This is a genomic window from Bacillus sp. cl96 (assembly GCF_900100505.1).
In the GTDB taxonomy this organism is placed as follows: Bacteria; Bacillota; Bacilli; order Bacillales; family Bacillaceae_G; genus Bacillus_A; species Bacillus_A cereus.
On the sequence record NZ_FNDM01000006.1, the window covers coordinates 182307 to 195237 of the forward strand.

Genomic DNA, 12931 nt, shown 5'->3' on the forward strand with positions numbered 1-12931 from the left:
CCAACAAAAAATTTCTTTCAAATTCATATTCCTTACATTCATTTCATTCAAATTAAAAACAACATAAACAGTATGTTTATGTTGTTTAAATGTTTTTAGAAAATAATATTATACAAGATTTCAAACATCATATTCTCATATTTTGTGACGGTTTTTCAAACTTTTTTCGTCCATTTATGAAAAAAATGATATCAATCTATGAACATACGGATATGATGTAATAAGCACACAAATAAAGGGGGCGTCTAATGATTTATTTTTTAATGGCTCTCATTCACCTCATTATCCCTGCACTTATTGGACTTTCATTGTATTGGTACACGAAAAATCATAGCATTTTTTACGCTGTCCTCGGTGTTCTTCTTCCAGGTATTATTCTTATTACACTCTTCCGTATTCCATTTTTAAACTTAATTCCACTTATTACTGCTATCTTGTTTCTCATCTTCTTACCAAAAATAAAAAAATAGGAAAGCAGATCATAGGTGATCTGTTTTCCTATTTTGATATAGGTTCCTCTGCAATAGAATGAATTTTTACTTTCTCCGATTTCACAAACCATAGACCGACAAAAATGATAATTCCACCGATGATTTGTTGAAACGATACATATTCATTTGCCCAGACAGCTGCAAATAGAACCGCTACAAGCGGCGTTATATACATATATACCATCGTATGTGACGCCCCAATTTTTTGAACACCAACATACCACATTACTAGACCAAATACTGTTACAAAGAAAATAGAATATAGTAAAGCAAATAGTGTCATTCCGTGAGTAATGTGAAATGGCATGACAAACACATGTGGACCACTTAACAATAATAGCGGAATCGCACCCACTAATGCAGACCATGCAGTAACACGTAATGCTGAATATTTTTTAATTAATGGTCCTGCTAAAACAGGATAAAGCCCCCAGCATATTGATGTAATAAGTCCAATTCCATTGCCATAAAAAGAACTAGTAAGTGAATGTCCTGCTACTAAAACTAAGGCTGCACCAACAAAGGCAGTCATAGAACCGATTAACTTTCGAGAAGAAAACTTTTCTTGTTTCAAGAAAATCGCAAATGCAGTTGTAAAAATAGGTGAAATAGAAATGAGTAAAGAGGCATTTGTAGCGGATGTATATTTGACAGTTTCCATAAATAACGTTTGATACAGTACAATACCTACAACGCTAACGATAATTAATCTAGGTATATCCGTTCGCTCCATATAAACCGACTTTTCAATACAAAAGGTAAGGAGTAACAGAAGCGGTGCCGCCGCCATCATACGAAGTGCAGTAAACTCAATTGCTGTAAATTCTAAAAGTCCATACTTCGCAATTGTATAGTTAATCCCCCAAATAATAACAACACTTAAAATTAATAACTCAATTCCCCATCTTCTCATGCGTATCCCCTCCGCAAAGAAGATTATACAGAAAATTCAATCACATGTACATTTCATTATGTGAAAAAATCTTTTTATTATATGAAACGTTTTGGTAAATGAAATTATATCGGCGCAACTCCATTTATATCAGCGATTTTTTCAATATATCGACTTATCGAGAATAATAGCGACTTATAAAATAAAAAAAGTGAGTCCAAAATACATTTTGGACTCACCTTTACTATACTCGAACGTGTAATTTCATATTTGGATTATAAAACTGGCTTGGGCTCTTCAACTGAAAAGTTCCTCCACCTTCATGCCAATCAACCGTTAACTTATCGTCCATAAATACAAGCTTTGTACGATCAGCGATAAAATTCATTGTGCTTGATTCAATATCCACATCGCGCTCATCTTTCTCTGCTACAGCTACTAAATCGATGATTCCGCTCATAACACAACCGCAACCTTCATTATCATAAAATAACTTTATATATTTCGCTTCACTTGGAATCGTATCCATAATCTTTTTATATGCTGCTTCTGTTACAGTAACGTACATATGTTAATCTTCATCCTCTCTTCTCTTATCATTCATATATTGTATCACCATTTTTCTTAAAAGTTATATACAGAAAATTAAGACTAATATACAATGTATGTGATAAAGTTTCAGCAATCGAGCTTTTATGAGTAGTTCATGCAGGAGAAAGGATGTTTACTATCTGTGTTCAAACTACAACGATATCCCATGTTATTAGGTGTATTTAGTAGTTTCTTCATTTCTAGCGGAATGCTATTACAGCATGTACTTCCCTATTCTCCTTCTATTAGCTGGATTCTAGGTTTTATTTGTTTCCTATCCGCTTCTTATTTTGCTACGAAGAATACAAACAACTCATAAAGCAAGAATCATCTTAAGGAGGATTATCAAACATGCCAGCCTTAAAAAAAATAGAGCAATCACTCGATCACTTATTCCAAATTGAAAAATACGGAAAAGATAGTGCCTTTAGTCGATTTATCCCAGCCGTATATGATCCTATCAAATTTCCTTGGCAACAATTTTTCGAAGCAAATTTTGTAGATTTATTTAACGGCCTTATGATGCACGGATCTGAAAATGTAAACAAAGTATTTTTAGCTGTATTCCCTACAGATGACGTTCTTGAAACATTCATTTCACAATCCACACCCGGTGATTTACTCTTTATGCATCATCCCCTTGTAATGGAGTGCGGTGATCCGCTTGGAAGATCAGGCCGCGGTTTCTTACCAATTCCTGAAAAATATTTGCAAGGAATAAAAGAAAAACAACTTTCTATATATACATGTCACGTACCAATGGATTTTCATCAAACACATGGAACGAGTATTTCAATTGCAAAAGCATTAAACGCTACTGTAGTGGACGACTTTGCATATGGAGGTCCAGAACAAGAACCAGTTGGCCTTATTTGTGAAATAGATGAAACATCAACAGAAGCACTCCAAAAACATCTAAAACAACTCTTCCAGATTCCTTACACAGACTTCGAAGGTAAACGACATGATTCCATCAAAAAAATCGCAATTATCGCTGGATGTGGCGATGTCGTATCTTTAATGAAGGAAGCAGAAGAAAAAGGTGCTGAAGCATATATTACAGGAGAAATCCATTGCCATATCGATAATGATTACGGCAGACATAAATACTCGCTCATTATGGATTATGTAAAAGAAACGAATATGTCTCTAATTGGTGTGTCACACTCTGCCTCTGAATATTTAGTGAAAGAGACATTGATGTATGATTGGTTTAAAGAGAATTTTGATGTGGATGTTATTTTACTTCCTCAGGAAAAATGGTGGCTCTAACACTACTTAATTCTCCTCCCGCTATCTTTTGAAATCTAGACACAAAAGACGATCTGCCACACAAAATTATAGAATTCATAATATATATATATTAGTTCTATTTTAAAAACTAGATTTTGAAAATATAGAAAGGAGAACATATATGTACCCACGTAATTTTTTTAGTTGCGATGGCAGACGCAACAGCGGCTCTAACGGAAATACTGGACCCACGGGGAACACCGGACCTACGGGGAACACTGGACCCACGGGGAACACTGGACCCACGGGGAACACCGGACCCACGGGGAACACTGGACCCACGGGGAACACCGGACCCACGGGGAACACCGGACCTACGGGGAACACCGGACCCACGGGGAACACTGGACCCACGGGGAACACTGGACCCATGGGGAACACCGGACCCATGGGGAACACCGGACCTACGGGTAATGCTGGACCTTCCGGAGCTGGTTTCCAAAGTACTACCACCTTTAGTCTAGCAGCGGCTCCCAACTATAAAAAAGGACAAGTTGTCACTTATACGGGCAGTGGCTATGTTGTAAAAAAAGATGCACCTCAAGGGTTTCCTAATATATCTCCAGATTATATCGTATTAGTAGAAAGTGGACCTACCGGTAGTACCGGGCCTACCGGCATCACTGGGCCTACGGGGAACACTGGACCTACGGGCATTACTGGACCTACGGGATCTGCCGATAGTGCTTCAGCAAAAAGTATTGTTTTTCAAGGAACAAATGCTGGTTTTCAACGTATAGCGGGTTCTCCTGGAATTGACTCCAATGTTATTCCATATGTCACTGCTGGAGCCGGTAGTATTGTCGGCTTTTCTGCGTCTATAAATATAAATAATTTACCTGCTGCTATTTATACGATTAATATTTGCAGAAATGTCCCAACAAACCTCACAACCCCTTCTTCTAGCTACATCCTATCTACTATTACCTTAACTACTACTGACAAAATTACCGGAACTATGGTATTTTCCATTAAACCAACGGATAGCGGAGCAGGACAAATTCAAGTATTTAATCCTACCCCGGCAGTAGGTCCCGCTACTGTAACTTGGACTAGTATTACAACTGGAAACCCAGTTGCAAGAGGAGATGCTATATCCCTTTATATTACCCCTGGAATTACTGCAAGTGCTGTATATTCTATTTTTCTAATTACCGATATATAGCAATTTATTTCATAAAAAAAGACCCGAGATTCGGGTCAACAAATAGAAATATAAATGAACTACAACAAATAACAGACAAAGCCATTATATATTTTTCATAGTAAAACATCCATTATTTTCTTTTTACACTATCAATATATTATTTTTCGTTATCGTCCTCTTTTTTAGAACGTCTACCTAAGAAGAACACAAAAACATCACTTCCAAATAAGTGATGTTTTTTGTAGTTAATGCAGTGGTAACATAACTTCAACCGTCGTTCCAACCCCAACTTCACTTTCAAAACTTATTTTACCGTTGTGGTCTTTAATAATTTTTTCTGTAACTACTAAACCTAGACCAGTTCCTGTTTCTTTCGTTGTATAAAAGGCTTCATTTAACTTTGGAATTTTATCTTTCGGAATGCCGCATCCCTCATCTTTCACTTGAACGATGATTCCATCTTTTACAGTAACTTTAATCGTAATTGTTCCGCCAACTGACATTGCTTCAATTGCATTTTTGATTAAATTAAAAAAGACCTGTTTTAATCGTTTTTCATCACATGTAATTGATGGTAAGTCTTTACTGTAAATACCTTGTATGTAAACTCCTTGTTTTAAAGCTGGCTTTTCCATAACTCGAATAACATAAGAAATAATTTCTTGTATGTTATGAGTTTCTGATTCTAGTGATTTAGATTTCTCAAATCCACTAAGTTCTGTAGCAATTATATGAATCCGATCTACTTCTTGTTTCATAATATCACTATAAATTTTATCCTCTGGATGCTTGTCTGCTTGTTTATTCACAAGTTTTTTTAAGTTTGCTAAAGGTCTTCTAATCTTATAACCAATAACCGTTGCCATCTTTCCAACAGCTGCTAGTTTTTCTGTCTGTTTTATTTCTTTGTCCATCATCTCAAGCGTACGAACGTAAGACTGAACCCTTAAAAATATAATCCAACATATGATAGTAAATACGCTATATAATGCCATTGGGATTAAAACGAGAGAAGATTGAATAATGATTCCTGTAAGAGCATACTTTCCGATAAGTATCGCTGGAACTAACCAGAAATATCTTTTATTCACAAAGATTGGTGCAAACAAAATAAAAAATCCTTCTACTATATTTCCACCGTCAAATTCTGCATCGCTACCATAATAAATCATAATGTTATGGATACAATCTAATACATTATAGCCAATTAGAATAATATACTTTACCGCAAAAGCATTCTTCCATTTCATAAAGTATATTCCAATGCAAAACAATACCACCATCAAAAAGTAAAGCCATAAACCTAAACCATCTTCAAACTCTCCTACACCTTCTTGCTCTCCACCGATTAACGGTACGATAAATTCATAGGCAAGATCATATACGAAAAATATAATAAAAAATAAACTTAAAAATGCTTTCAGCGCCTTTATTTCTTCATTTTTAAATATATAGCCTTTATTCATATGGTAACTCCTAGCTTTTCTTCCACTTGGATTTCAGTATTTCCACACTTCCTTGGGAGAATGATGTCTATTCTCGTTCCAGTATCTTTTTCACTTGAAATATGCAACTCACCAAGGTGCTCGGCGACAATTCGATTCGCTACCGTCAGTCCCAGACCAATTTTATCTTGTTTCGTTGTATAAAAGGCCTCTGTAACACGGGGTAAGTTTTCTTGCTTAATACCATGACCATTATCGATCACACTGATCATTACATATTCTTTCCCTTTATTTTCTAATTGTAAATGTAATATACCACCTTGTCCCATTGCCTCTAAAGCATTTTTTATCGTATATAAAAAGACTCCTCTTATTTTTCGTTCATCACATTCAACTTCTATTGTTTTTTCTTCCACATTAGAAATAAACTGAATGTTTAATTCATCTATTTTTTCACGAAGACTTGTTATTACTTGTAATACAATTTTTCCTACATCATGTTTCTTATAAATAGAAGGTTTGCATGTAGCAACTTCCATTAACTCACTTATCATATTATTCATATTTTCTATTTCAAAAATCATACGTTTATAAATAGGATCCTCTTCATGCTTCTCTCGTTGTAATTGCGTAAATCCTTTTAATGAAGCAAGTGGATTTTTAATTTCATGTCCAACCGTCGCTGCCATTTTTCCGATTACTGCTAATTTCTGTGATTCACTAGCAATCGCAATACTTTCCTTTACAGCTGAAAGATATTGTAAAAATCGGTTTAAAATGATATATGCAGCTATTAACATAAGTGTATACATAATAAGGAACATAAATGCTTTTACTTCCTCTAATACAAATAAATAAATTAAATATTTTCCTACAATAGAGGAAAGTAAAAACACATAGAATTTTTTATTTAAAAATATAGGTACAAAGAAAATGAGAATAATTTCTATTATATTTGTCGCATCAAACGCCGCCTTATTATAAAAAACATACGAAAATATATTAGCGAATTCTATCCCTATGTATGCAAATATCCATGCATATTTAACAAGGTTTGCCTTCTCTTTTTTCATTAAATATATATTCACGCACAGTATTGCTACTCCGCAAATAACTTGCCATATTATGTTGTATCCCTTATCCATTATTGATTTATCTTCTAATACGATTGCATAGAAAATTTGATATACAATAACAATGACATATAACACCCATAAAAGGATTTTTGCATTTCTTTCTTCTTCTTTATATGATAGAAAACTTTCTTTCACTTCAACACCCCTTCAAAATAATATCTCGAAGAATACCATTTATTATAATAAATGATTTTCATAGACAAACAAAGATAAATCGAACATTTGAGGAAAATCATGCCAACTATGCAATATCTTCATGCTATATACAAGCATAAAAAACATAAACAATAATACGTATATTATCGGAGGTGTTTTTTATGGATGGCAAAAAAAATAAAAAGACCGAACAACTCCAATCTTTCATGCGTGAAAATGAAGGAAAGGAGATGACAACAAATACAGGTGTTAAAATTTCAAGCAATGAAAACTCTTTAACTGCCAGTGATCGTTTCAGAACGATTAGGTAGTGCAGGGAACGCCAAATGGACAGTGGGAAGTAAATGATACTTTCTTAACAGGCTCACCACTCCTTTATGATGGATTACTTCTTATCGGCGGAGAGATGGATGATCATTTTCTTAACAAAGCAAGTTCATTTGTCGTAGAATCATATAATCACTTTAAGCCGATTGGCTCCTTCCAAAACGGCTCTTCTATTATTCAATCTTTAAATATCGAAGGAAAGCCTGGTGTTCTAATAGAACAAGACCCTACGAGGCTAGCAAATGAATTTATTAAAGCTATGACAAAACAACGCTTTTGGGATAGAGCATATTCATAAAATAGGGGGACATTTATGTTTGTTACTGTCGAGAAAGATGTGCATATTTTTGTGCAAGACGTTAATCCTGGTCCAGGTAGTAAGACTGTTTTCTTCGTTCACGGATGGCCTTTAAATCATCAAATGTACCAATATCAACTCAATGTTTTACCTGAGCATGGCTTTCGCTGTATCGCCATGGATATACGAGGGAATGGACAATCTGATAAGCCATGGACTGGTTACACGTATGATCGATTAGCCGATGATATCGCAATTGTTCTGGAAGCACTTCAAGTAGAGAACGCTACATTAGTCGGTTTCTCAGTTGGTGGTGCTCTTTCTATTCGCTATATGTCTCGCTATAATGGGCGCCGCATTTCTAAGCTCGCATTAATTGACGCTGTCTCCCCCTCTTTCGTTAAAAATCAAGAGTCCCCTTACGGTGTACCGAAAGAACAAGCAGATGCTCTCATTAATCAAATGTATGCTAATTTACCAAAATTTTTAAATGATGTATCTTTATCCTTTTTTAATAGAAACTTAGGGGCTGCAACCCTTGAATGGTTTTCTTATCTCGGTATGCAGTCCGCTTCTTATGCCCTTATAAAAATTTTACAAGCAGCTGCAAATGAAGATGTAACGAAAGATTTAAATAAAATTAACGTCCCAACAAAAATCTTCCACGGCGTTCACGACCAACTAATTCCTTACAAAAGTGCTGAGCTTACGCAACAACGAATTAAAAATTCTCAGTTACATGCTCTTACAAATAGTGGTCATGGTTCACCAATCGATCAAGCGGATGAATTAAATAAAGAACTGATAAAATTTTTACATGCATAACAACTGCAATACAAGAACGAAAGTTAATATAATCGATTTTTCACAAAACATAAAATTCACATATTTCTCACAAATACACAAATAAAACGATTACATTTTCATATATACTAAATGTACAGGTAATACTCCCTAAACCCAGCTTGTCTGGTTACCCCGTTAAATACTATGAAAAAAGAACTTGTATCGTTATACAAGTTCTTTTTGTTTCTTTTATTTAAAGAGGATATCTTTACTATATTGATTTCCGACGAGTAAATCATATTGGAGCATTTTATATTGCTCTAACATTTCTTTTTGTTTCTTTGTTAAATCATTGATTACTTCTCCATTTTTATCAACTTTTAATTCATCTCTAAGTACTGGTATTTCCTTGTAAAGTTCCGATAAAAATTGATAAAATAAGGATTTATTTAATCCTGCATAATCAAAAATAAGATTAGAAAAATGAATTGGGCTTACTAAACCTAAATTATCATTTGGCATATCAAAGTTTGCATACATTAATAGCGGCGTTTGCGCCATCGCTAAACGTTCATTCGATGTTTTTTCATTCGTTATATACTCATTTTCTTTATAAAAAGATTTATTTGTTCCTAATGATGGAAGATGATCTCCAAAGAATACTAATAATGTAGGTCTATCAAAATTATCTAGTTGCTCTATTAAATATTGAAGAGCCTCATCTGAACGTCTTAATCCTTCTGTATACGTCTCTAATTCTCCCTTTGATTCTTCATTTTCTAGACCGCTAATTTCGATTAGGTTTTCACCAAATCGGCCCTCTGTAAATGGAAAATGATTTTGCATCGTAACTGCATGAATAAATGTAGGTTGTTTTTGTTCCTCTAACTCAGCAATTATCTCTTTACTCATCGCTAAATCACTAATATAATCTCCATCAATATCCACATTTTCCATCGTGTCCTCTGCATTAAACTTATCAAATCCTAACACCTTATATACATCGTCACGTTTAAAGAATGTGCGACCAAATGAATGAATTGCACTTGTATAATAACCTTCTTTTTTCAACGCCGTAGGGATTGATGGAATTTCTTTCTTATTTGTAATAACCTGCTGATATGGTATAGAACCTGGCTTTAACAAACTCATTGAATAACTTGTTAATGCCTCAAATTCAACGTTCGCCGTATTTCCCCCAAATGTAGGAGAAATAGTTTGTCCACCAGGAAAGTTTTCTATATAATGATGTAAATTTGGTACAGGATCTTCACTAAAAGAAAGGTTAGTTACTTTCGTCGGATCCCAAAACGATTCACTCATTACAAAAATAATATTCGGTTTCTCTTTTTTCTTTTGGCTCCCTATATTTCCACTATATTGTTTTTTTATATTGTTTGCTATTTGAAGCATATTTTCTTTAGAATAATTTTTTGGTTTTTCCATAACTGTTGTATCTAAATTGCTAATAAACCCAAGTACAAAACCATTTGAAGCATAGTTCTCATTTTGATTCCACAAAACAAAATCTACACCTGATTTTTGAAATACTTTATTCATAAATGTATTCGCAAAATTACCGTACGCATATAGAACAAAAATAGATCCCACTACTAATAAGGCTCTTATTCCTAGATGAATCTTTACATTTTGAATATACCTTCTCATATATATCCCTGCTACAATACAAGCTACGATACTTAAGATAATGACAAAAATATAACTCCAACTAAAATAGTCCATCACCATCGGTATAACAGATTGCATATGCGTAATTTGTGTAAAATCAGAAGGATATAACGGATCACCTCTGAAAATAAGCTTCAAATAATTCACAATACATAAAATGACTAACGTACAGCTCGTTAAAACCATACTTAGAAAAACCTTACCTATTAAATTATATACAAGAATATATATTGCATAAATTACTACAAAACTTAATATAAACTGCATATTATAAAAGTAAATCCAATTCATTGCCTCTATGAAACTCATATTAACTTGCATGACAATATAAAATAACGCTACTGTATGAGCTAGCAAAAATAATATAAAATGCACTCGTAGGGATGCTCTAAGTATAGACATCTCTTTTTTATTGAAATGCGTAATATAAAACGTTATGCCCCATATGAAAATCATCATAACACTTAAAACAAGCTTTTGATTTAAATGATCTTTCATCATGTCTAAATTGAAAACCTTTAAAATCATAAACAGCATAGTTATTACTAATAAAGTCACCATACTACTTATAATGCTAGAAATTAATATATTTCTTTTTGGAAGATGAAAAAGTGTAGAACCATACTTCAATTCATTCCCTCTTTTCTATGTATTAATTTCACCTCGCATCGAAAAAACTATTTGTATTAAAATAACATATATCCTATATTTCGTCTGCAAACTTGCTTCTACTATAAATATATTTCCTTAATACTTCCTTAATCAATAGTTAAATTGTGGCATACAAATTACTCATTCTTGAAAAGCTTAATTTTAGCACTCCACTTTATGATATAATAACTATTTTTTAGAAATCCTTAATGCTATTAAAGATTCCACATGAAAATACGAAAGAATTAATAAACAAGCGTTGTACGTTTTTAACAACTATTACTATAACGAAAAGAACCCGCCACAAGACAGGTTCTTTTCGTTATTTTATGATGAAAGAGAAGATGATTAGCATGTGTATTATATAAAAGGAAGCAGCCATATTTTCCATACGATACATACGAGTACTGTAACTACAAAATCAAAAAAATCTAATCTCGGGCCTTTTTTCATATTCATATGTAGCCACATATGAAACCATTTTATTTTTGTATATTTATGGATGTTTTTCTTTGCAAATCGGTAAATAAGCATTTGCATGATAAAAATCCGGCCACAAAAATAAATAATAAGATGAGAAATCCAATCACAAAATTCCTCCTATTTTTGTAGCGTTTTTTCTACTATCCGATTTTTCAAAACCCACTCTTCAAACTGGGCACTTCCAAATTCCCAGCTAAGATCGCGAGCATGTACAGAAAAAACGTAATGACCAGCATATTCGTCCATAAATCTCCCTAACTCTACATCGTCTTTCTGAATACCGTATACTCCAAAATTAAAATACACATCCCATACGTCTTCATTCTTTCTCTTATAAGCAATCGATTCCATATCACATTCTGTCCCGAAATAATCAAGATGTAAATGTACGCTATCATCGTATTCGTACTCCATTTTATCACCCCTTATATTTGTACTTCTTTACCACCAAAAAAATTCCTGCTATCTACACTCACATATGGGCGATTACCTACATATCATGCTTGTAGAGTGACTTCTAGGAGGTGTTATATAGTGAAAAAATTAATCGCGATTTTTTGCATCATGTTACTAGCTGTTTTTACTTTTGCTGCTTGTAGTAGTAAAAAAGAAGGTACGAAAGAACAAACTCAAAACATTCGCGTCGGCGAAGTTACCCATTCTCTCTTCTATGCCCCATTATATGTTGGGATTGAAAAAGGATTTTTTAAAGATGAAGGACTAAATATTGACCTACAAACAACAGCTGGTGGCGATAAAACGATGACCGCCCTATTATCTGGCGGAATTGATATTGCTCTCGTCGGTTCTGAAACGTCTATTTACGTTCATCAACAAGGAGCGAAAGACCCTGTCATTAACTTTGCACAGCTTACACAAACAGATGGGACATTTTTAGTTTCACGTAAAAAACTAGACTCTTTTAATTGGAATGACGTAAAAGGTGTTACATTTTTAGGACAGCGTAAAGGCGGCATGCCGCAAATGGTTGGGGAATACGTTTTAAAGAAAAATGGCATTGATCCTCGTAAAGATACGAACTTAATTCAAAATATCGAATTTGCTAATATTGCAAATGCCTTTGCATCTGGTACAGGAGAGTTTGTCCAGCTCTTTGAACCGACTGCAAGCATATTCGAAAAAGAAGGTAAAGGTTATATCGTCGCTTCATTCGGAAATGAATCTGGTACTGTTCCTTATACAACATTCATGGCAAAAGAAAGTTTCTTAAAGAAAGATAAAGCTGCTGCTGAAAAGTTCACACGTGCGCTCTATAAAGCACAGCAATGGGTTGATACACATAGTCCAGAAGAGATTGCTGATGCTGTTTCCCCGCTATTTAAAGACACTTCAAAAGACATTACAGTAAAAGTAATTGAACGGTATAAAAAGCAACATTCTTATGCGACAAATCCACTACTAGATGCGGAAGAATGGAAACAGCTCCAAACGATTATGAAAGACGCTGGTGAATTACAAAAAGAAGTCCCATATGAAGCGCTCGTCAATACAAAAATTGCCGAAAGCGTTATTAAGAAATAGAGGC

The 12931-nt window shown here is 34.0% G+C and carries 11 protein-coding genes and 2 pseudogenes; 6 read left to right on the forward strand and 7 right to left on the reverse strand.

The window, feature by feature from the left end:
- Positions 1–248: 248 nt before the first annotated feature.
- Positions 249–470 carry a hypothetical protein gene (locus tag BLT20_RS15725; protein WP_000639042.1) on the forward strand — a complete coding sequence of 74 codons (222 nt, stop codon included), beginning with the start codon at positions 249–251 and terminating at the stop codon, positions 468–470.
- 28 nt (positions 471–498) lie between these two features.
- On the opposite strand, the gene BLT20_RS15730 is transcribed toward BLT20_RS15725, so the two are convergent.
- On the reverse strand, positions 499–1404 hold the full coding sequence (locus tag BLT20_RS15730; protein WP_001255409.1) for a DMT family transporter: 906 nt from the start codon (positions 1402–1404) through the stop codon (positions 499–501).
- Between the two features lie 223 nt (positions 1405–1627).
- Positions 1628–1951, reverse strand: a complete 324-nt coding sequence (locus BLT20_RS15735) for an iron-sulfur cluster biosynthesis family protein (protein ID WP_000289570.1) — start codon at positions 1949–1951, stop codon at positions 1628–1630.
- A 374-nt stretch (positions 1952–2325) separates the two neighbouring features.
- Between BLT20_RS15735 and BLT20_RS15745 the strand changes: the two genes are divergently transcribed.
- Complete coding sequence (locus tag BLT20_RS15745) at positions 2326–3246, forward strand: Nif3-like dinuclear metal center hexameric protein (RefSeq protein WP_001111125.1); 921 nt, start codon at positions 2326–2328, stop codon at positions 3244–3246.
- Between the two features lie 142 nt (positions 3247–3388).
- The gene (locus tag BLT20_RS15750; protein ID WP_059303396.1) at positions 3389–4432 is read left to right on the forward strand and encodes a collagen-like domain-containing protein; all 1044 of its coding nucleotides are present in this window, start codon (positions 3389–3391) and stop codon (positions 4430–4432) included.
- A 227-nt stretch (positions 4433–4659) separates the two neighbouring features.
- Here BLT20_RS15750 and BLT20_RS15755 read toward each other — a convergent pair whose 3' ends face one another.
- Entirely contained in the window at positions 4660–5880 is a 1221-nt protein-coding gene (locus BLT20_RS15755) for an ATP-binding protein (protein WP_001032628.1), read from the reverse strand.
- A complete protein-coding gene (locus tag BLT20_RS15760) occupies positions 5877–7130 on the reverse strand; it encodes an ATP-binding protein (RefSeq protein ID WP_000664889.1) in 1254 nt (417 codons plus the stop codon). Before BLT20_RS15760 ends, BLT20_RS15755 begins: the two co-directional genes overlap by 4 nt.
- Before the next feature lie 303 nt (positions 7131–7433).
- On the opposite strand from BLT20_RS15760, the pseudogene BLT20_RS15770 reads away from it, so the two are divergent.
- Both BLT20_RS15770 and BLT20_RS15775 read left to right on the forward strand, forming a co-directional pair.
- Positions 7434–7776: pseudogene (locus BLT20_RS15770) on the forward strand (catalase); the annotation flags it as partial.
- A 15-nt stretch (positions 7777–7791) separates the two neighbouring features.
- Positions 7792–8601, forward strand: a complete 810-nt coding sequence (locus tag BLT20_RS15775; protein ID WP_000498278.1) for an alpha/beta fold hydrolase — start codon at positions 7792–7794, stop codon at positions 8599–8601.
- Positions 8602–8811: 210 nt separating this feature from the next.
- Here BLT20_RS15775 and BLT20_RS15780 read toward each other — a convergent pair whose 3' ends face one another.
- The 3 genes and pseudogenes from BLT20_RS15780 to BLT20_RS15790 form a co-directional block, all read right to left on the reverse strand.
- Entirely contained in the window at positions 8812–10881 is a 2070-nt protein-coding gene (locus BLT20_RS15780; RefSeq protein WP_000873628.1) for an LTA synthase family protein, read from the reverse strand.
- 381 nt (positions 10882–11262) lie between these two features.
- Positions 11263–11492, reverse strand: a pseudogene (locus BLT20_RS15785) (hypothetical protein).
- A gap of 10 nt (positions 11493–11502) precedes the next feature.
- Positions 11503–11799: a DUF3986 family protein gene (locus BLT20_RS15790; RefSeq protein ID WP_000455579.1), complete on the reverse strand. Its 297-nt coding sequence runs from the start codon at positions 11797–11799 to the stop codon at positions 11503–11505.
- A 120-nt stretch (positions 11800–11919) separates the two neighbouring features.
- Between BLT20_RS15790 and BLT20_RS15795 the strand changes: the two genes are divergently transcribed.
- Positions 11920–12927: an ABC transporter substrate-binding protein gene (locus BLT20_RS15795; protein ID WP_000733144.1), complete on the forward strand. Its 1008-nt coding sequence runs from the start codon at positions 11920–11922 to the stop codon at positions 12925–12927.
- Positions 12928–12931: the final 4 nt, after the last annotated feature.

Coding starts and splice junctions, on each gene's coding strand:
- BLT20_RS15725 (WP_000639042.1), top strand. CDS start 249: ATGATTTATTTTTTAATGGCTCTCATTCACCTCATTATCCCTGCACTT.
- BLT20_RS15730 (WP_001255409.1), bottom strand. CDS start 1,404: ATGAGAAGATGGGGAATTGAGTTATTAATTTTAAGTGTTGTTATTATT.
- BLT20_RS15735 (WP_000289570.1), bottom strand. CDS start 1,951: ATGTACGTTACTGTAACAGAAGCAGCATATAAAAAGATTATGGATACG.
- BLT20_RS15745 (WP_001111125.1), top strand. CDS start 2,326: ATGCCAGCCTTAAAAAAAATAGAGCAATCACTCGATCACTTATTCCAA.
- BLT20_RS15750 (WP_059303396.1), top strand. CDS start 3,389: ATGTACCCACGTAATTTTTTTAGTTGCGATGGCAGACGCAACAGCGGC.
- BLT20_RS15755 (WP_001032628.1), bottom strand. CDS start 5,880: ATGAATAAAGGCTATATATTTAAAAATGAAGAAATAAAGGCGCTGAAA.
- BLT20_RS15775 (WP_000498278.1), top strand. CDS start 7,792: ATGTTTGTTACTGTCGAGAAAGATGTGCATATTTTTGTGCAAGACGTT.
- BLT20_RS15790 (WP_000455579.1), bottom strand. CDS start 11,799: ATGGAGTACGAATACGATGATAGCGTACATTTACATCTTGATTATTTC.